Origin of the sequence: Nitratireductor pacificus pht-3B (genome assembly GCF_000300335.1) — a bacterium.
Classification (GTDB): Bacteria; Pseudomonadota; Alphaproteobacteria; order Rhizobiales; family Rhizobiaceae; genus Nitratireductor; species Nitratireductor pacificus.
In genome coordinates this window covers 192867-210380 of record NZ_AMRM01000003.1, presented here as the reverse complement: position 1 = coordinate 210380, position 17514 = coordinate 192867, and the positions used below count along the sequence as shown (strand labels likewise).

The following is a 17514-nucleotide window of genomic DNA, read 5'->3' as shown; positions in this document are numbered from 1 at the left end:
TGCCCAAGCCGATGGCCGCAAAACGCCTGCGCGGAAAAGACCTTCTGGAAGCCGTCAGCACCCGCACCGGCATCGCGTTCGAGGACAACGAGCTGGTGGAGCGCGCGCTGACGCATGCGAGCGCCCGCGGCAAGGCCGGCTTCGACTATCAAAGGCTGGAGTTTCTCGGCGACCGGGTGCTGGGCCTGGCGGTGGCCGAGCTGCTGCACGAGCAGTTTCCGCAGGCGCCGGAGGGCGAGCTTTCCGTCCGCCTCAACGCGCTGGTGAACGCCGAGACGCTGGCGGAGATCGCCGATGCGCTGGAGATCAGCCCGCTGATCCACATCGGCAGCGACCTGCGCGGCGCGGCGGCCCGCAAACAGGTCAATCTGCGCGCCGACGTGATGGAAGCGCTGATCGCGGTGATCTTCCTGCAGGGCGGGCTGGACGCGGCGCGCGGCTTCATCCGCCGGCACTGGGGCGAGCGGGCGCAGGCCGCCGACGCGGCGCGCAGCGACCCCAAGACGACGCTGCAGGAATGGGCGCATCAGGTTTCCGGCGCGACGCCCGTTTATGCGGTTGAAGACCGGCAGGGACCGGATCATGATCCCATCTTCTCCATCGCCGTCCGCGTCAAGGGCTACAAGCCCGCCCATGGACGCGGGCGTTCCAAGCGCGAGGCCGAGCAGGCCGCCGCGACAAGCATGCTGGAACGCGAAGGCGTGTGGCAGAACAGCGAGGCCGCTTCATGAGCGACGAGAACAGACCTTCAACGAGTGAGCCCGCCGAAAACCCGGCCGAGACGCGTTCGGGCTTCGTCGCGCTGATCGGCGCGCCCAATGCCGGCAAGTCGACCCTGCTCAACCAGCTTGTCGGCGCCAAGGTGTCGATCGTCACGCACAAGGTGCAGACGACGCGTGCCATCATCCGCGGCATCGCCACCCATGACGCGGCGCAGATCGTCTTCATCGACACGCCGGGCATCTTCAACCCGCGCCGCCGCCTCGACCGCGCCATGGTCACCACCGCCTGGGGCGGCGCCAAGGATGCGGACATCGTCGCGCTGCTGATCGACGCCGAGCGCGGCATCAAGGGCGACGCGGCGGCGATCCTCGACCGGCTGAAGGATGTCGCCCAGCCGAAGGTGCTCATTCTCAACAAGATCGACCGGGTGAAGCGCGAGACGCTCCTCGAGCTCGCCGCGCTCGCCAACGAGAAGGTGGCTTTCGACCGGACCTTCATGCTTTCGGCCCTGAACGGCTCCGGCTGCAGGGATTTCCTCGACTACATGGCGGCAACCCTGCCCGCCGGCCCCTGGTATTACCCGGAAGACCAGATCTCCGACCTGCCGATGCGCCAGCTCGCCGCCGAGATCACGCGCGAAAAACTGTTTCTGCGCCTGCATCAGGAAGTGCCGTATTCGCTGCATGTGGAGACGGAGAAATGGGAGGAGCGCAAGGACGGCTCGGTGCGCATCGACCAGGTCGTCTATGTGGAGCGCGACAGCCAGAAGAAGCTGGTGCTCGGCCACAAGGGCGCGACCATCCGCGCCGTCGGCCAGGCGTCGCGCGAGGACATCTCCGGCATCCTCGAGCAGACGGTCCACCTGTTCCTGTTCGTCAAGGTGCGCGAGGGCTGGGGCAACGATCCCGAGCGCTACCGCGAGATGGGCCTTGAATTCCCCGGGTGAGGGGAGGACAGTCGCTGCATGGAATGGCGTGACGAAGGCATCATCCTGGGCGCGCGCAGGCACGGCGAGACGAGCGTCATCCTCGAGACGATGACCGCCGCCCATGGCCGCCATCTGGGCATGGTCAAGGGCGGGCGTTCGCGCCGCATGCAGCCGCTTCTGCAACCCGGCAACCGGGTCGATCTGGTCTGGCGCGCGCGCCTCGACGAGCATCTGGGCCTGTTCCAGGTGGAGCCGCTGGAGCTGAACGCGGCGCGGCTCCTGTCTTCCGCAGTCGCCGTCTACGGCATCCAGCTCGTGGCCGCCCATCTGCGGCTGATGCCCGAGCGCGACCCGCATGCCGGCCTCTACGAGACCCTGAAAATCATCACCGCGCATCTGGACGACGCCGCACTGGCCGGCGCGCTGGTGGTGCGGTTCGAGCTGGCACTGCTCGATGAGCTGGGTTTTGGCCTCGACCTGTCGCGATGCGCGCTGACGGGCGCCCGCGAGAAACTGGCCTATGTCTCGCCGAAATCCGGCCGCGCCGTGACGCTGGAAGCCGGCGAACCCTGGAGCGACAGGCTGCTGCCGCTGCCGGCCTTCCTGCAACAGGGCGGCGCGCAGGCGCCCGCCGAAGGCGACGCGCTCGACCAGGCGTTCCGCCTGACCGGGTTCTTTTTCCACCGCAACGTCTACGAGCCGCGCGGCCTCGAGGAGCCGGGCGCGCGCGCCGGCTTCATCGCGGCCTTGGCGCGCGGCAAGCAGTCATCCGTGGACTGAAGGTTACTCGGCCGGCGACAGAACCGGCCGCTCGACGGCCTGCTCGCGGATCGGCCAGTGCACGACGGCCGCGAAGAGGCCGAGAAGCACGCCGAGCCACCAGACGGGATCATAGCTGCCGAACAGGTCGTACAGATAGCCGCCCAGCCAGACGCCGAGGAAGGAACCGACCTGGTGGGAGAAGAACACCACGCCGCCCAGCAGGCCGAGATGCCTTGTGCCGAACATGGTCGCAACCAGCGCATTGGTCGGCGGCACGGTGGATAGCCACAACAGGCCGATGACGATGGCGAAGATGGTGACGCTGAGCGGCGTCTGCGGCAGGAGCAGGAACGCCGTCACGGCGATCGACCGGCCGATATAGATCAGCGCCAGGAAGGCCGGCTTCGGATAGCGCTGGCCGATATAGCCGGACGCCAGCGAGCCGATGATGTTGAAGAAGCCGATCAGCGCCAGCGCGATCACCGCATAGCGGGCGTCGATGCCGATGTCGCCGATATAGGCGGGAAAGTGCGCCGTGATGAACGCCACCTGGAAACCGCAGACGAAGAAGCCGGAGACGAGCAGCACGAAGCTGCGATGGCCGAGCGCCTCGCGCAGCGCCTGCCCGACCGTTTGCTGGAATTCTGCCTGCGCCGCCCGGTTCGACGCGGCATTGCCGATCAGCGGGATCGCCAGGATCGGCACGATCAGCATGGCGATGCTCATGTAGATCAGAGTGTCCGACCAGCCGAAGGCGTCGATCAGGCCCTGACTGATCGGCGCGAAGAGGAACATGCCTGCCGAGCCCGCTGCCGTCGCCAGCCCGAAAATGAAGCTGCGCTTCTCGGCGGGCACGTTGCGGGCGAAGGCCGCCAGGATGATGCTGAAGGAAGCGCCCGCGACGCCGAGACCGACCAGCACGCCGCCGCCGATATGCAGCATCGCCGTGTTGGTGGCGGTCGCCATCATCAAAAGGCCGGAAGCATAAAGGACCGCCGACAGGGCCAGCACCCGCCAGGTGCCGAAACGGTCGGCGACCGCCCCGAAGATGGGCTGTCCGATGCCCCACAACAGGTTCTGGATCGCCATGGCCAGCCCGAACGTGGTGCGGTCCCAGCCGGTGTCGGCCAGCATCGGCAGCTGGAAGAAGCCCATCGCCGAACGCGGGCCGAAGTTCAGCGCCGCGATGAGGCAGCCACAGACGATGATCAGCCATGGAAGCGTGGGCTGCTGGGTGGATCGGGCAGGGCTGGCCTGGGACATGGCGATTCTCTTGGGCGATTCTCTTGGATGCCGCCGATGCCGACGGTGATGCAGGAAAGGGCCGGCAGATTACCCGAGGGGGAGATCTGCTCAAATGAATTAATCCTGCATGACCGTTCAGTTTTGTTCATACAAGAGGAAACCGGGCGCGGCGCGCTCGGCCGAACGAAGCGTCTCCATTCGGATCGGCGGCCGCGTCGCGGTCCCCGCTATTTCCCTGCGGCCTGCCGGGTAGGCTTGGACCGGGCGGAGGACGCCGGCTTGTCCTTGCCTTTCGCCACTTCCGCGCCGGTCGCGACCGGCAGGTAGTGAACATCGCGCTGCGGGAAGGGGATCGAGATGCCGTTCGCGTCGAATGCCTGCTTGGTGGCCTTGGTCAGGGCGTGCCGCGTCGACAGCCAGTCCGGGGTGGCGGTCCAGTAACGCAGGGTGACCCCGACGGCGCTGTCGCCGAGCTCGGAAACGAAGGTTGCCGGCTCCGGATCCCTGAGCACGCGCCCGTCCTTCGCGGCGAGGTCCAGCATCACCTTCTCCGCCCGCTCGATGTCGTCGTTGTAGCCGATGCCGATCACCAGATCGTTGCGGCGCTGGGCGTTGCGCGAATAATTGGTGACGGCGGTGTTCCACAGCGCGCTGTTCGGCGCGAGAACGTACAGTCCGTCCACCGTCTTCATCTCGGTGGCGAACAGGCCGATCGACCGGATGGTGCCGGTGATGTCGTTTGCCTCCACATACTCGCCGGTGCGGAAGGGCTTCAGCACCAGCAGCATGATGCCGGCGGCGATGTTCTGCAGCGTGCCCTGCAGCGCCAGGCCGACGGCGAGGCCGACCGCGCCGAGCGCGGCGATGATGCTCGCCGTCTGCACGCCGAACTGGGCGAGCACCGTGACGCCGACGAGAATCAGGATGGCGTAGCGGGCGACCTTCGAGAGGAAGGCGCTCAGCGTGTCGTCGAAAGCGGGCAGGCGCATCAGCGCCTTGTAGATCCCGCGCTCCGCCGCGCCGGCAACGATGAAGCCCGCGATGATCAGGATGATGGCGCCGAGAATCGAGAAAGCGTAGGATACCGCGAACTGGCTGACCTCGGCCATTGCCGCCTGCGCCATGGTCATGAGCCGCTCTGATTGCATTTCCATATAAGAAAATCTCCGTGCAGTGTTTGTGATCGTCGATGTCTCTGAACCGAAACACCGCCCCTGTCGAAATCCGCAACGTTTCCCGTCCGGGATCGTTGCGGCGTCCGGCCTGCATCGGCCTTGCGAAGACCCCGTGTCTAGCAAGCCTGGAGGTTGGTCGCAAATCAGCGGCTGGAGCATCGGACCGAAAAGTGGACGCCGGTTTTCGGTTGTTCCGATGCGCCATTAGAGCATCGGACCGAAAAGTGGACGCCGGTTCTCGGTTGTTCCGATGCTTCATCATTGATCCGGATCGTCCATTGTTAGAGCATCGGACCGAAAAGTGGACGCCGGTTTTCGGTTGTTCCGATGCGCCATTAGAGCATCGGACCGAAAAGTGGACGCCGGTTTTCGGTTGTTCCGATGCGCCATTAGAGCATCGGACCGAAAAGTGGACGCCGGTTCTCGGTTGTTCCGATGCTTCATCATTGATCCGGATCGTCCATTGTGCGCCCGAAAGGACGCACGGCGATCCAGGCATGCCGCATGCCGCCGGAACCTGACCATGCGGAGATCGTTGCTGTTCCATGCCTTTTGAGATCCGCCCCGCCGAGCCCGGGGATATCGAAGCGCTGCTGGCCATCGAGAACGCCGCCTTCGCCGGCGACAGGCTGTCGCGCCGCTCCATGAGGGCCCTGATCGGCCGGCCCTCCGCGATCGCGCTTGTGGCCATCGACGGGGCGGACATCGCCGGCTATGCGATCGCTCTCCTGAACCGCCTGCACCGGGTCGCGCGGCTCTATTCCATCGCCGTGTCGCCGGTCAGGACCGGCCGCGGCGTGGCCGGCGCCCTCCTGCATGCCGTCGAGGCGGAGGCCGGAAACCGCCGCCGCCGCGCCATGCGCCTGGAGGTGCGCGAGGACAATCGGGGGGCCATCGCCTTATACGAAAGAAACGGCTATCGCCGCTTCGCGCGGCGCGACAACTATTATCATGACGGGATGTCGGCCTTGCGCTACGAAAAGCAACTGCGCGGCACCGAAGACGGAGAACGGCCCTAAATGACCTGGGTCATCCTGACTGGCAAGAAGGGCGATCTCGACGAGTTCGCCACCCCCCACAAGATCATCACCAACCGCGACTACCTCGCCCATCCGGCGCTGTTTCGTGGGCAACGCCCCAAGATCATCAATCTTTCATCGAGCTACGCCTACCAGAGCCGCGGCTACTACGCGTCGCTGCTGGCGAGCTCGCGCGGCCACCGGGTGATTCCCTCGGTCGAGACGATGATCGACCTGTCGGCGCGCAAGCTCTACGAGAACGCGCTGCCGGAGCTGGAACAGGCGCTCAATCGCTGCCGCGAGGAGCTGGGCGGAACGTTCCCGGCAACCGTCAGCGTGTTCTTCGGCATCGGACCGAGCAAGGCCTGGGAGCGTTTCGCCCGGCTGCTGTTCGACTGGTTCCGGGCGCCGGCGCTGGAAGTGGTGATCAAGGACGGCGACTGGGCGACGATCACCCGGATCGGCTTCCGCCCTCCGGCTCGCATGACCGATGCCGAGAAGGAGCGTTTCATCGCCTCCCTGGAGACCTACACAAGCCGCCAGTGGCGCGACGGCAAGGGGCGCGCGCCCTCGCGCTACACCTTCGCCACGCTGGTCGATCCGAAGGAGGAGCTGCCGCCGTCCAGCATCTCGTCGCTCAAGCACTGGTCGCGGGTGGCGGCGCGGATGGGGGTGGAGGTCGAGCCGATCACCCGGAAGGACCTGCCGCGGCTGGCCAATTTCGACGCCCTGTTCATTCGCGAGACGACGGCCATCTCGAACCACACCTATCGCTTCGCCCGCCGCGCCCAGCAGGAGGGGATGCCGGTCATCGACGACCCCCTGTCGATGATCCGCTGCACCAACAAGGTCTACCTGAACGAGCTTCTGACGGGCCACGGCGTGCCGGTGCCGCCGGCGGTGATGATCGCCGGGCCGGGCGACCTGGAGCGGGCCGCCGACCAGCTCGGCTTCCCGCTGGTGCTGAAAATTCCCGACAGCTCGTTCTCGCGCGGCGTCAAGAAGGCGTCGAACCTGGCCGAGCTGAAGACGCTGGCGAGCAAGTGGATGGAGGATTCGGACCTCCTCATCGCGCAGAAATTCTTGCCGACGGAGTTCGACTGGCGCATCGGCGTTCTGGGCGGCGAGCCGCTGTTCGCGGTGCACTACCTGATGGCCAAGAAGCACTGGCAGATCGTCAACCACGAGCGCGGCGGACGGCCCGACGAAGGCGGCTTCCGCTCCTTCACGCTGGCCGAGACGCCGCCGGCGGTGATCGACATCGCCGTGCGCGCGGCGCGCTGCATCGGCGACGGGCTCTATGGCGTGGACATCAAGGAAACGCCGGAGGGCATCTACGTGATCGAGGTCAACGACAATCCCAATCTCGACCATGGCTGCGAGGATGCGGGCGAGAAGGATGCGGTCTGGACCCGTCTGACCCAGTGGTTCATCGACCGTCTGGAACGCTAGGTCACATGCCAGACCGGTTCGGCATTCAACGGAAACGTTGAACCGGTCTGCTCCTTGCTGTTCCGCATGAGACGAAGCGATGCAGCAACCAGCAATGGCGCTTGCCGGACCCCCGCACTGTTTCAGCCCGGCCCGACGGGGGAGACGGTCAGTCTGACACCGAGCGCTTTGGCGACGCCGAGCAGGGTTGAGAGCTTTGGGTCGCCTTTCTCGCTGAGCGCTTTGTAAAGAGCCTCGCGGGTCACGCCGGCCTCCTTCGCAATCGCAGTCATTCCGCGAGCGCGAGCCACGTTGCCCAGAGCATGCTTGATAAGGGCAGGGTCGCCATCCTCGAAAGCTGCCTCGACATATGCGAAGATGGCCTCTTCATCGTCCAGGTACTCGGTTACATCCCATCTGGTTGTCTCAATCGCCATCAATCCAACTCCCTGGCCATAGCGATGGCCTTCCTTACATCCTTCCTCTGGGAAGATTTGTCGCCGCCGCAGAGGAGAAGAACAACCGTGTCGCCCCGTCTGGTGAAATAGACGCGGTAGCCCGGCCCGTAGCTGATACGAATCTCGCCGATGCCATCGAAGAACTTGGTGTCGCCAAAGTTCCCGATCTCGATCCGCGCAATCCTGATCTCGATGCGAGCTCTGGCGCGAATGTCCCTGAGAGACTTGAACCAAGAGGCGAACTCGGCGGTTTTGCGCACTTCGATCATCTGTGAATTATAGTTCACAGATCGGGCTGAGGTCAATTGAATTGTGAACTATGGTTCACGATGTTGATCGCCGGGCCTCGAGATTGTCATTGCTTCTCGACAATCGCGGAGGAACCCGCGGACGGTTCGAGAGCGACGCGCGTCGGCTCGCGCGATACGGACGTGGCCGATCAATCCATTTCAGATGTTTGATCGTGACCCTGGACCGTCCACGCGCATCGCTTCGATCGCTTCGAAGCGCACGATGAATGCCTTCTGGGCGCGCTTGGCGGGCAGGGGAGCCAGATCCAGCGTTTCGGGCGGGACGCCGCGCGGGCGGCCGAAGAACCGCGCCGCCTCAGCCTCGTCGAAACGGGCGAGCCTCGTCGCCTCGTAGAAGGCAGCCACGCGGTCGGCGCGCTTGATGGCCTTCTTCAGCGTTTCCTTGAGGTCCGGCCGAAGCGCGAAACGCAGATGGATGGCGCGCTGCAAGCGCTTCTCGACGGATTTGTAGTCGTCACCGAGCGTCGCCTTGAACGGCGAGATCATGTCGCCGATGACATATTCCGGCGCGTCGTGCAGCAGGGTGGCGAGCAGCATGTCGGGCGTGGCATCGGCGACGACCATGCCGAAAACCTGCTCCACGAGCAGCGAATGCTGCGCCACGGAATAGGCGTGATCGCCCTCGGTCTGGCCGTTCCAGCGGGCGACGCGCGCCAAGCCATGGGCGATGTCGCCGATCTCGATGTCGAGTGGCGAGGGATCGAGCAGGTCGAGACGGCGACCGGACAGCATGCGCTGCCAGGCGCGTTGCGTCGTCGCCGGGCCGGTCTTTGCACCGCCGGTCGGGGACTTGCCCTTGCCGGGCATCAGGCGGCGTCTCCGCCTATCTCGGGGCCAGTCTCGGGGCCCTTGTCGGGAAAGGTGAAACGCGCCCAGGCGGGAATGGCGAGCGTGACCGGCACGTCTCCGGCGAGGATGGGCGTGCCGGCGTCGATGGCGTCCTTCACCCGGTCGATCCGGGCGATGGCCAGGCCGGCGGCGCCGTGGACCGTGCCGAGCGTGCCGAGCGCGCGGCCTCCGGCCGTCAGGTCGGTGCCGGCAGCGGGGAGGGCGGCTTCGCCCGCGACGGTGAGGACACGCCGCCGCGCCGTGCCGCGATGCTGCATGCGCGAGACCACCTCCTGACCCACATAGCAGCCCTTCTTCAGACCGACGCCGCCATTCTGGTCGTAGAGCACGTCGTGCGGGAAGGCGTCTCCGAGCTGGAAGTCGGCGCCGCTTTCGGCGACCGCGTGGGCAATCCTGAGCGCATCCCAGGCAGCGATGTCCGCACCGGCAGCCGGGCCTTCGCCATGGCGGCGCAGCACATGGGTGCCTTCGGGAAAACGGCGGTCGAGAAGCGCTGAATCATCGCTTGAGGAAACGGAATCATCGCCCCATGAAACGGTGACAGGGCCTTGTTCCTTCACGGAAATCTCGAGCTTCGCGCGCAGCTTGTAGAGCGTCAGGCGGCGCTGGAGATCGGCGGCGATATCGGCGCGGCATTCCAGGCTGAACGCATCCGGCCCGGCGCGCGAGACGATGAAATCGAACAGGATCTTGCCCTGCGGCGCAAGCAGCGCCCCGGCACGGGCCTCGCCGGCTTTGAGTTGGTCGAGATCGGTGGTGATGATGGTCTGCAGGAAATGCTCGGCCTCGGGGCCGCTGACAGCGATGAGGGCGCGGTGATGAAGAAGGCAAGTCGGCATGGTGAACCCGCGAAGCGTCCGTGGGAGGTGCTGGAGACCCTCTAGCTAGGACGCTTTGCCCGGCGCCGCAAGGCACGGATTGTCAGGAGCGCCGCGAGCGACGGCGGAGATTGCGTGCCACCTCCGAGAGGGCCTCGGCGCTCCGCGCACTGACGCCGCCGCGCGCGTAGTCGCGGCGGATGGCGTTCTCGATCTCGTCGGCGATCGTGTCGAGGGAAGGGTCGTTGCGGCTGTCGCCGTCGCTGCGGTGGTCGAACAGGTTGATCCAGTGATCGGTATCGCGGCCGAAGCGCATCAGCCGGTCGAAATAGACATCGCCGTCATGCCGGTGAAACAGCACGCCGATCACGCCGGCGGCGATCGACAGCGGGCTCATCACCACGTCGCGGAACCCGTCGGCCATGAGCTTGACCTGGAACAGGACGACCCGGCGGATGACCCGGGCGCGGCCGCTGCGCCGCCGCTCCCGCACGGGGGTGAAAGCTGCGGTCTCCGAGCGTGCGATGCCGGTCATTGGATGTCCTCCCGGAAAACATATGGGGATGCGCCCAGCCGTTGCAAGGGCGCGTCAGTCCCCGGCGACGAAGAATGCCCAGCGCCCCTCCGGCGTGATGCCGACCCGGTAGAAGATGTAGGCGCCGAAATTCTTCATGTCCTCGTAATCGCCCGCCGTCACCAGTTTGAACAGCTCGACGCGCTGGCGCTTGTCGAGCGTCTCCAGCGGCAGGGCGAAGAAATACGGCCAGACATAGCTCTCGGCGGGCGTTCCCGCGTCGAGATGGACATAGCCGGCCTGCAGCACCTCGAGCAAGATGGCGAGAATCTCCTGGCCTTCGCCGTCGCCGGACAGTTCGCGCAGGAATTCCAGCGGATCGCCGTCGAGGCCGCCCAGCGAAAGCTGGGTCATGCTTTCGCCCATCCCGATCAGTGGCCTGAGCGCTTCCAGATCGCCACTCTTGCAGGCCTCGACGATCAGCCCGTGCATCCGCCGCACCGGCTCGGGCAGCTTGTCGAGATCGTAGTGGATTTCCGGCGCGGGCTTGCCGGCGCCGGTGTCGGGCCGCAGGGCGTCGCGCGCGGGAGCATCCTCGGACGGGAGTGCTTCCTCGCCGTCGGTCTCCTTTGCAGGTTCGCCTTCGACGGCCGAAGGCGTCTCGACCGGCGGCGGCAGCGGAACGCGCTCGACGCTGTCGGGCGACGCGCTTTTCGGCAGCGGCGGCGCTTGCTCAAGCTCGCTCAGCGCATTGGCCGGAACGCTGGCCAGGGTCAGAAGAATGAGCCCGGCAAGGCCCGCCGGGGCGAAAAGGCGGCAACCCCGCCGCATGTCCTGATGTGTGGTCCGCACTCTGTGCCGCATCCTCGCGCCTCAGTTCCCGTATCGCTGGGCGATGTCCTTCGACAGAAGGGCGCCTTCCTTCATGTAGAGTTCGACCGCTGCCCGCGCCTGCGCCGTGCAGCTCTGGTAGGTGCCGGCAAAGGCGCGGTAGCCGTGGTTGAAGCTGGCCACCAGCTTCTCGCGGCGCGCCGGCGACGGCGCCTCGGTCTCCAGAAGCGCCTGCATTCTGGCCCGCCAGCTGTCTGATTCCTCGCCGCAGACATTGCGCAGATAATGCACCGCGCCGAGCACTTCCGCCAGCCGCAGGAGCGGCTTCTCATAGGTGGCTTCCACGGCATGCGCCGGAACGGCCGCCATGAGCAGCGCCGCGAGGCAGACGACGATTGCGCAACCCCTGTTCATGCCCTGTATTTTCCCGACGCCATCCGTCATGTCAAATGCCCCCGCCGCGGCGAGGCATACCGCATCGGCGTGAAGAAAGTGGCAATAGTGAGAGCGTTGCGCATTTGAGGGAGGGGGACGTCACGCATCGGCGCGGGCGTCGAGTTCCTCGGCAATCGCCAGCGTGCTGTCGGTGACCGGCAGATCGCGCATCTCCGGAAGCGTGAACCAGCCGGCCTCGCTGGCGTCGTCGCCCGCCACGGCCGTGCCGTCCGCAACGGTTGCGCGATAGACGTCGAGCAGGAAGACGGGGCCTTGCGGTTCGTTGGCGAGGCGGAGCCGGCGATGCAGGCGCGTCACCTCTCCGGCAAGCCCGGTCTCCTCGAAGAGCTCGCGCACGACCGCCTGCCGGGCCGTCTCTCCCGCCTCGATCCGCCCGCCGGGGAAGGCGTACAGGCCTTTCGCAGGCGCCCGCCCGCGGCGCACCAGCAGGAACCGCCCGTCGCGGACGACGACGGCGGACACCGCGCGGATTTCCTCTGGTTTCATGAACACAAGCCTTGCATCGCCACCGCCCATCGCCAACAGTCGGCACGATAATGGACGAACGGCCATGGATGAAGCAATGACCGGGTGCAGGAGCGTGACCGACGACGGCGGGCAGGGGAAAGGCTGAGCCATGTGCGGACGCTTTGCCCTCAACGCGACGTCCGATGCCGTCAAATCCCTTCTGGCGGTGATGGAGGTCGATCCGTTCCCGCCCCGCTACAACATCGCGCCGACGCAGCCCATCCTGATGGCGCTCGCCGGCCCGGCGGCGGCCCAGGGATCGAACCTGCCGACGCGGCGGACCATGCTGGTGCGCTGGGGCCTGATCCCGTCCTGGGCGAAGAACCCGGCCGACCTGTCGCTGCTGTTCAACGCGCGCTCGGAAACGGCTGCGGAAAAGGCCTCCTTCCGCGCCGCCATGCGCCATCGCCGCGCGTTGGTGCCCGCTTCGGGCTTCTATGAGTGGCGGCGTGTCGGCACCAAACGGGCCGAACCCTACTGGGTGCGCCCGAGGCATGGCGGCGTGATCGCCTTCGCCGGCCTGATGGAAAGCTGGTCGGAGCCGGGCGGCACGGAAATGGACACCGGCGCCATCCTGACCACCGAGGCGAACGAGGATCTGCGCGGCATCCATCACCGCATGCCGGTGGTGATCGATCAGCAGGATTTCGCCCGCTGGCTGGACTGCCTCAACCGGGAGCCGCGCGACGTGGCCGATCTGCTGCGCCCGGCCGATCCCGGCTTCTTCGAGGCCATTCCGGTCTCCGACCGGGTCAACAAGGTGGCCAATATCGGGCCGGAGCTGCAGGAACGCGCCGAGGGGCGGGCAGCCGCACCGGAAGAAAAGCCGAAGGATGCGAGCGGCGACCAGCTCTCGCTGTTCTGACCGCCGAAGGGCGACGTCATTGCTCCCGGATGGGCATCACACCAGGATGCGGGAGAGATGGGCGGCTTCCGCGCCGAAGCGGTAAAGCCCCTCGCGCGCGCTTCTGAAGGATTGCGGGACGGTCTCGGTAACGGGGAGCGGAAGGTCGGCTTCGGCAAGCGTGCCGGTGACGAATGCGGCGAGCGTCTTGCCGAACACGGTGCCCGGCCCGATGCCGCGTCCATTGTAGCCGGAAAAGCCGACGACATTCCGCGCCAGCCGGTGGAAGCGCGGCAGATGGTCGTTGGTCATGCCGATCTGTCCGTACCAGCCCGCCTCGAAGCCGGTTCCACTGAGTTGCGGAAAGACCCGCGCCATGGCGCGCTCCGCCCAGGCGCGGTGGATGGCGAGGCCCGTGCCGCTCAGCGCGCCGACGCTGCCGAAAACGAGCCGCCCGGCGCGGTCCCAGCGGAACGAGGTGAGAATCTGCTTCGTGTCCCAGGCGCCTTCCAGCCCGGGCAGGATCCGCGCCCGCAGGTCCGGCGCGAGCGGTGGCGTCGCGAAGTTGAAATAGGGAAGATGGACGAGTTCCTCGCGCACCGGAGCCCAGGGCGTACGGGTATAGGCGTTCGTGGCGACGATGACGGTGTCCGCCGACAGCGTTCCCCGCTCAGTGTGAAGCCGCCAGCCGGTCCCGTCGGCTTCCGCGCGGGTGACGCGCGATCCCGTATGGACCGCCGCGCCGGCACGGATGGCGGCGGACGCGAGGCCGCGCGCATAGGCCAGCGGCTGGATCGTGCCGGCGCGCTCGTCGAGGAGGGCGGCGGCGTAGGCGTCGCTGCCGATGCGCGTCGCGGCTTCGCCGGCATCGAGCAGCCGAACCGGCGCGCCGCGCGCCGCCCATTGCCGGGCGCGCTGCTCGAGCTGGCGGACGCCGGACTGGCCGACCGCGCAGTGCAGCGTGCCGTTGCGCACCGCCTCGCAGTCTATCTCGTGCCGCTCCGCCAGGTCGAACACGACACGCGGCGCATCGCCGAGCAGCGTCAGCAGGCGCTCGCCATGCTCGGCGCCGAGGATCGCCGGCAGGTCGTCCGGCATGACCCACATGCCGGCATTGACCAGGCCGACATTGCGGCCCGAGCCACCGAAGCCGACATCCTCCGCTTCGAGCACGGCAACGGAAACGCCGGCTTCCGCCAGATGCAGTGCCGCCGACAGGCCCGTATAGCCCCCGCCGACGATCGCCACGTCGCTGCGTACGGCGCCTTCGAGCGGCCGGGTGGCGGGCGCCGGCGGCGCCGTCGTCTCCCAGAGACCATGGGACAGGGGGTCGTTCTTCATGGCGCGGCTGAACCTCTGGATGCCTCGATCAAGGATCGACACATCTCATGCGCACCGCCGGCGGGCCAAGTGAAAATTGTGCATCATTTGATGCATTTGCGGCATTCCCGGAAGCGGTCGCGGCGGCAATCGCCCGGCCGCGCTACGGCACCCGTTCCCGCATGCCGCCTTCCGGCCTGCGCCGGAAAACCCGTCATCCCTGCAACGCGCCCGGTCGCGGACCGGACGAGAACCTCAGTCGGTCTGCGTCGTCAGGGGGCTTGGCCGGGGCACGGGCGCCGGCTTTTCACTCTTGCACTGCAAGGCGGCGGCGATCGCTGCCGGCCCAACCGCGTGATACTGGCTGAGCAGGAGCTTTTCCTGACCGGTCGATTGCTCTGCTGGCTTGCTCATTTCGCGGGGCATACCTTGATCCTTGATTCCGCGTTGTCGTCCCTTCCGCGCAGATGGGGATCGAATCCGACAAAATCTTGACCGAAAGCCCCATCGGAAAGCACGTCGTTAAAATTGCCGCATCAGCCTTAACATTTCCTTCACAATCGGGGCCGGGAGACAATACTCCTTTTGGGTCCGGGCCGGCGCGATCCGCCTGATCCCCAGCCTTTCGAAGATCAGCATTTTGTCTTGACGGGTTTTCCTCCTGCGGCGATAAGAACAGCCATGAAAACGCTCTGCGCCATTACCGGCATTTGCATTATCGGCTAGCGCCTCACGCTGGTCCGGACGTTTTCGCCCTTCACACACGAGAAAAACGCCCTGGCCAGGAGGCCGGCCGCCCTGTGTTCCTGCCGGGCATGGCCGTGATCGCCATTGCTTTTGGCCGGAGCGCGTTGGAAGAAGTCTGAACGGGTCGAAAACGGGAAGCGACGATGACTGATGGTTTGACGGATGGTTTCAGGGGGCTCAGGGTCTACAACACGCTGACCCGCGCCAAGGAAGACCTCGTTCCCATCGATCCGGACAATGTGCGCATGTATGTCTGCGGCCCCACGGTCTACGACTTCGCCCATATCGGCAATGCGCGCCCGGCCATCGTCTTCGACGTGCTGTTCAGGCTCCTGCGCCACCTCCATGGCGCCGACCATGTCACCTATGTGCGCAACATCACCGACGTGGACGACAAGATCAACGCGCGGGCGAGGCGCGACTATCCGGGCCTGCCGCTGAATGAGGCGATCCGCGCCGTCACGCAGAAGACCGCCGACCAGTACCATCAGGACGTGGCGGCGCTCGGCTGCCTGACGCCAACCGTCGAGCCGCGCGCCACCGACTTCGTGCTGCCGCGCGAGGACGGGCTGACCGACATGGCGAGCCTGATTCAATCTCTCATCGATCGCGGCCATGCCTATGAGGCGAAAGGAGAAATCCTGTTCGACACGGCGTCCATGCCGGCCTATGGCGGCCTGTCCAAGCGCAAGCTCGAAGATCAGCAGGCGGGCGCCCGCGTCGCCGTCGAGGCGCACAAGAAGAACCCGGGCGACTTCGTCCTGTGGAAGGAATCCTCCGCCGACGAGCCCGGCTGGGACGCGCGGTTCGCGATCAGCGGCAAAGATGTGCCGATCCGCGGCCGGCCCGGCTGGCACATCGAGTGCTCGGCCATGTCGGCCGCCTATCTGGGCGAGGTGTTCGACATCCATGGCGGCGGCCTCGACCTGATCTTTCCCCATCACGAGAACGAGATCGCCCAGTCCTGCTGCGCGCACGGCACCGACGTCATGGCGCGTACCTGGATGCACAACGGCTTCCTCCAGGTGGAGGGGCGCAAGATGTCGAAGTCGGAAGGCAATTTCATCACCATCCACGAGCTGCTGGCGACCGAGAAGTTCGGCGGCCGCGCCTGGCCGGGCGAGGTGCTGCGCCTCGCCATGCTGATGACGCACTACCGCGAGCCGATCGACTTCTCCGTGCGCAAGCTGGAGGAGGCGGAAGCCGTGCTCGACGGCTGGTACCGGGCGGTCGGCGACGTGGAGCCGGCGGGCGTCGATTGCGCCGACGTGCTGGCCGCCTTGTGCGACGATCTCGGCACGACCGGTGCCATTGCTGCCATGCATGAGCTTCGCGCCGAGGCGGCGAAGGGCAGCGCCGGCGCGAAGGCCGGCCTGAAGGCGAGCGCGGCACTGCTCGGGCTGCTTGGCTCGACGGAAAGTGAATGGCTGGCGGCGAAGGCTTCCGACGCGTCCATCGATGCGGGCGTGGTCGATGCTCTGGTCGAGGAGCGGCTGGTTCATCTGCGCGAGAAGAACTTCGCCGAAGCCGACCGCCTGCGCGACGCGCTGACGGAACATGGCGTCCAACTGATGGACTACAAGGATCCCGAAAGCGGCGAGCGGCGGACGAAATGGGAGGTGAAGCGGTGATGACAACGGCGGTGACCCCCCTCTGCCCTGCCGGGCATCTCCCCCTCAAGGGGGGAGATCGGGCGGTGGAGCCGTCGGTGTTAATCGTCAGCGAGGAGGCGCTACGCTGCCACCAGCCAATCTCCCCCCTTGAGGGGGAGATGCCCGGCAGGGCAGAGGGGGGTATCGCATGACGCCACACCACGACGTTTCGGCGCTCAACCGCGCCAATGCACGCCGCATGCGCAAGACGATGACCGAAGCCGAGGCGCGGCTCTGGAATGCCCTGCGGGCGCATCGCCTGATGGGGCTTTCCTTTCGCCGGCAGATGCCTGTTGCCGGCTATATCGTCGATTTTGCGTGCCCGACGCGGAAGATCGTCGTCGAGGTTGATGGTTCGCAACACGGAGGCTCGGCCCACGACCAGAGCCGCGATGCGGCGCTGGCGGCTCTCGGATGGACCGTCCTGCGCTTCTGGAACGACGACGTGGAGCGCAGCCTGGACGACGTGTGCCAGCACATCCTGGCGGTCGTGCAGGAATTTGAGGAAGATCGGGTAGGGAGCGAGGTGAAGCGATGATCGATCATATCGGCATAGAAGTCGCGGATTTCGAACGCGCCAGGACGTTCTACGACAAGGCGATGGCGCCGCTCGGCGCATCGTTGCTGATGATGGTGCCGGCCGAGTTCACGGGTGGGCGCAAGGTCGGCGGCTACGGGCGCGACCGGCCAGTCTACTGGCTGAGCGAAGGCGGGGCGCAGCGGGCAACCGGCCACGTCGCCTTCACCGCCAACACGCGCGCCGAGGTGGACGCGTTTCACGCGGCGGCGCTGGCGGCGGGCGGCCGCGACAACGGCGCGCCGGGGCCGCGGCCGCATTATCACGCCGACTATTACGGCGCCTTCGTGTTCGACCCCGACGGCAACAACATCGAAGCCGTCTGCCATCGTCCGGAATGAGGAAGG

21 protein-coding genes are annotated in these 17514 nt (G+C 66.4%); 9 read left to right on the top strand and 12 right to left on the bottom strand.

The window, feature by feature from the left end; translation table 11 throughout:
* Positions 1-11 precede the first annotated feature (11 nt).
* From rnc to recO, 3 genes are read left to right on the top strand one after another with little or no spacing between them, the layout of a single operon-like run.
* The gene (gene rnc, locus NA2_RS04055; RefSeq protein WP_008594469.1) at positions 12-731 is read left to right on the top strand and encodes a ribonuclease III; all 720 of its coding nucleotides are present in this window, start codon (positions 12-14) and stop codon (positions 729-731) included.
* The gene (gene era, locus NA2_RS04050; protein ID WP_008594467.1) at positions 728-1669 is read left to right on the top strand and encodes a GTPase Era; all 942 of its coding nucleotides are present in this window, start codon (positions 728-730) and stop codon (positions 1667-1669) included. The genes rnc and era overlap by 4 nt, the downstream gene beginning before the upstream one ends.
* 18 nt (positions 1670-1687) lie before the next feature.
* Positions 1688-2431 (top strand): DNA repair protein RecO, encoded by a 744-nt coding sequence (gene recO, locus NA2_RS04045; protein ID WP_008594465.1) that lies wholly within the window; start codon positions 1688-1690, stop codon positions 2429-2431.
* Between the two features lie 3 nt (positions 2432-2434).
* Here recO and NA2_RS04040 read toward each other — a convergent pair whose 3' ends face one another.
* Positions 2435-3676, bottom strand: a complete 1242-nt coding sequence (locus NA2_RS04040; protein WP_008594464.1) for an MFS transporter — start codon at positions 3674-3676, stop codon at positions 2435-2437.
* A gap of 209 nt (positions 3677-3885) precedes the next feature.
* Complete coding sequence (locus tag NA2_RS04035; protein ID WP_040676672.1) at positions 3886-4812, bottom strand: mechanosensitive ion channel family protein; 927 nt, start codon at positions 4810-4812, stop codon at positions 3886-3888.
* Between the two features lie 566 nt (positions 4813-5378).
* Here NA2_RS04035 and NA2_RS04030 point away from each other — a divergent pair.
* On the top strand, positions 5379-5852 hold the full coding sequence (locus NA2_RS04030; protein WP_008594461.1) for a GNAT family N-acetyltransferase: 474 nt from the start codon (positions 5379-5381) through the stop codon (positions 5850-5852).
* Positions 5853-7304 carry a RimK family alpha-L-glutamate ligase gene (locus NA2_RS04025; protein ID WP_008594459.1) on the top strand — a complete coding sequence of 484 codons (1452 nt, stop codon included), beginning with the start codon at positions 5853-5855 and terminating at the stop codon, positions 7302-7304.
* Positions 7305-7426: 122 nt separating this feature from the next.
* On the opposite strand, the gene NA2_RS04020 is transcribed toward NA2_RS04025, so the two are convergent.
* From NA2_RS04020 to NA2_RS03985, 8 genes are all read right to left on the bottom strand, one after another.
* Positions 7427-7720, bottom strand: coding sequence for an addiction module antidote protein (locus tag NA2_RS04020; protein WP_008594456.1), 294 nt, complete (start codon positions 7718-7720; stop codon positions 7427-7429).
* The gene (locus NA2_RS04015) at positions 7720-8010 is read right to left on the bottom strand and encodes a type II toxin-antitoxin system RelE/ParE family toxin (RefSeq protein WP_008594455.1); all 291 of its coding nucleotides are present in this window, start codon (positions 8008-8010) and stop codon (positions 7720-7722) included. Before NA2_RS04015 ends, NA2_RS04020 begins: the two co-directional genes overlap by 1 nt.
* A 180-nt stretch (positions 8011-8190) precedes the next feature.
* Positions 8191-8859: a YfbR-like 5'-deoxynucleotidase gene (locus tag NA2_RS04010; RefSeq protein ID WP_008594452.1), complete on the bottom strand. Its 669-nt coding sequence runs from the start codon at positions 8857-8859 to the stop codon at positions 8191-8193.
* The gene (gene ygfZ / locus NA2_RS04005) at positions 8859-9740 is read right to left on the bottom strand and encodes a CAF17-like 4Fe-4S cluster assembly/insertion protein YgfZ (protein ID WP_008594450.1); all 882 of its coding nucleotides are present in this window, start codon (positions 9738-9740) and stop codon (positions 8859-8861) included. Before ygfZ ends, NA2_RS04010 begins: the two co-directional genes overlap by 1 nt.
* Before the next feature lie 82 nt (positions 9741-9822).
* Entirely contained in the window at positions 9823-10254 is a 432-nt protein-coding gene (locus NA2_RS04000) for a hypothetical protein (RefSeq protein WP_008594448.1), read from the bottom strand.
* Between the two features lie 54 nt (positions 10255-10308).
* Positions 10309-11064, bottom strand: a complete 756-nt coding sequence (locus tag NA2_RS03995; RefSeq protein ID WP_008594446.1) for a hypothetical protein — start codon at positions 11062-11064, stop codon at positions 10309-10311.
* A 42-nt stretch (positions 11065-11106) separates the two neighbouring features.
* Complete coding sequence (locus tag NA2_RS03990; protein ID WP_008594444.1) at positions 11107-11478, bottom strand: TIGR02301 family protein; 372 nt, start codon at positions 11476-11478, stop codon at positions 11107-11109.
* Positions 11479-11598: 120 nt separating this feature from the next.
* The gene (locus NA2_RS03985; protein WP_040676700.1) at positions 11599-12006 is read right to left on the bottom strand and encodes an NUDIX hydrolase; all 408 of its coding nucleotides are present in this window, start codon (positions 12004-12006) and stop codon (positions 11599-11601) included.
* Positions 12007-12136: 130 nt separating this feature from the next.
* Between NA2_RS03985 and NA2_RS03980 the strand changes: the two genes are divergently transcribed.
* Complete coding sequence (locus tag NA2_RS03980; protein WP_008594440.1) at positions 12137-12892, top strand: SOS response-associated peptidase; 756 nt, start codon at positions 12137-12139, stop codon at positions 12890-12892.
* Positions 12893-12928: 36 nt separating this feature from the next.
* Here the strand turns inward: NA2_RS03980 and NA2_RS03975 are convergent, their stop codons facing one another.
* Both NA2_RS03975 and NA2_RS21875 read right to left on the bottom strand, forming a co-directional pair.
* The gene (locus NA2_RS03975; RefSeq protein ID WP_008594438.1) at positions 12929-14212 is read right to left on the bottom strand and encodes an NAD(P)/FAD-dependent oxidoreductase; all 1284 of its coding nucleotides are present in this window, start codon (positions 14210-14212) and stop codon (positions 12929-12931) included.
* A 234-nt stretch (positions 14213-14446) separates the two neighbouring features.
* Entirely contained in the window at positions 14447-14605 is a 159-nt protein-coding gene (locus tag NA2_RS21875) for a transcriptional regulator (protein WP_157188126.1), read from the bottom strand.
* A gap of 488 nt (positions 14606-15093) precedes the next feature.
* Here NA2_RS21875 and cysS point away from each other — a divergent pair, with 488 nt between their 5' ends.
* The 3 genes from cysS (at position 15094) to NA2_RS03955 (ending at position 17508) form a co-directional block, all read left to right on the top strand.
* Positions 15094-16569 carry a cysteine--tRNA ligase gene (gene cysS / locus NA2_RS03970; protein WP_040676669.1) on the top strand — a complete coding sequence of 492 codons (1476 nt, stop codon included), beginning with the start codon at positions 15094-15096 and terminating at the stop codon, positions 16567-16569.
* A gap of 169 nt (positions 16570-16738) precedes the next feature.
* Complete coding sequence (locus NA2_RS21435) at positions 16739-17128, top strand: endonuclease domain-containing protein (RefSeq protein WP_008594432.1); 390 nt, start codon at positions 16739-16741, stop codon at positions 17126-17128.
* A complete protein-coding gene (locus NA2_RS03955; protein ID WP_008594430.1) occupies positions 17125-17508 on the top strand; it encodes a VOC family protein in 384 nt (127 codons plus the stop codon). Before NA2_RS21435 ends, NA2_RS03955 begins: the two co-directional genes overlap by 4 nt.
* Positions 17509-17514 lie beyond the last annotated feature (6 nt).

Bases quoted from the DNA above. Each gene is read 5' to 3' on its own strand.
- NA2_RS03985 (WP_040676700.1), bottom strand. From the start codon at position 12,006: ATGAAACCAGAGGAAATCCGCGCGGTGTCCGCCGTCGTCGTCCGCGAC.
- NA2_RS21435 (WP_008594432.1), top strand. From the start codon at position 16,739: ATGACGCCACACCACGACGTTTCGGCGCTCAACCGCGCCAATGCACGC.
- NA2_RS03975 (WP_008594438.1), bottom strand. From the start codon at position 14,212: ATGAAGAACGACCCCCTGTCCCATGGTCTCTGGGAGACGACGGCGCCG.
- NA2_RS04040 (WP_008594464.1), bottom strand. From the start codon at position 3,676: ATGTCCCAGGCCAGCCCTGCCCGATCCACCCAGCAGCCCACGCTTCCA.
- NA2_RS04015 (WP_008594455.1), bottom strand. From the start codon at position 8,010: ATGATCGAAGTGCGCAAAACCGCCGAGTTCGCCTCTTGGTTCAAGTCT.
- NA2_RS04010 (WP_008594452.1), bottom strand. From the start codon at position 8,859: ATGCCCGGCAAGGGCAAGTCCCCGACCGGCGGTGCAAAGACCGGCCCG.
- NA2_RS04020 (WP_008594456.1), bottom strand. From the start codon at position 7,720: ATGGCGATTGAGACAACCAGATGGGATGTAACCGAGTACCTGGACGAT.
- NA2_RS03980 (WP_008594440.1), top strand. From the start codon at position 12,137: ATGTGCGGACGCTTTGCCCTCAACGCGACGTCCGATGCCGTCAAATCC.
- NA2_RS03990 (WP_008594444.1), bottom strand. From the start codon at position 11,478: ATGAACAGGGGTTGCGCAATCGTCGTCTGCCTCGCGGCGCTGCTCATG.
- NA2_RS04000 (WP_008594448.1), bottom strand. From the start codon at position 10,254: ATGACCGGCATCGCACGCTCGGAGACCGCAGCTTTCACCCCCGTGCGG.
- NA2_RS04030 (WP_008594461.1), top strand. From the start codon at position 5,379: ATGCCTTTTGAGATCCGCCCCGCCGAGCCCGGGGATATCGAAGCGCTG.
- NA2_RS04025 (WP_008594459.1), top strand. From the start codon at position 5,853: ATGACCTGGGTCATCCTGACTGGCAAGAAGGGCGATCTCGACGAGTTC.
- recO (WP_008594465.1), top strand. From the start codon at position 1,688: ATGGAATGGCGTGACGAAGGCATCATCCTGGGCGCGCGCAGGCACGGC.
- NA2_RS04035 (WP_040676672.1), bottom strand. From the start codon at position 4,812: ATGGAAATGCAATCAGAGCGGCTCATGACCATGGCGCAGGCGGCAATG.
- ygfZ (WP_008594450.1), bottom strand. From the start codon at position 9,740: ATGCCGACTTGCCTTCTTCATCACCGCGCCCTCATCGCTGTCAGCGGC.
- NA2_RS03955 (WP_008594430.1), top strand. From the start codon at position 17,125: ATGATCGATCATATCGGCATAGAAGTCGCGGATTTCGAACGCGCCAGG.
- era (WP_008594467.1), top strand. From the start codon at position 728: ATGAGCGACGAGAACAGACCTTCAACGAGTGAGCCCGCCGAAAACCCG.
- rnc (WP_008594469.1), top strand. From the start codon at position 12: ATGGCCGCAAAACGCCTGCGCGGAAAAGACCTTCTGGAAGCCGTCAGC.
- NA2_RS03995 (WP_008594446.1), bottom strand. From the start codon at position 11,064: ATGCGGCGGGGTTGCCGCCTTTTCGCCCCGGCGGGCCTTGCCGGGCTC.
- NA2_RS21875 (WP_157188126.1), bottom strand. From the start codon at position 14,605: ATGAGCAAGCCAGCAGAGCAATCGACCGGTCAGGAAAAGCTCCTGCTC.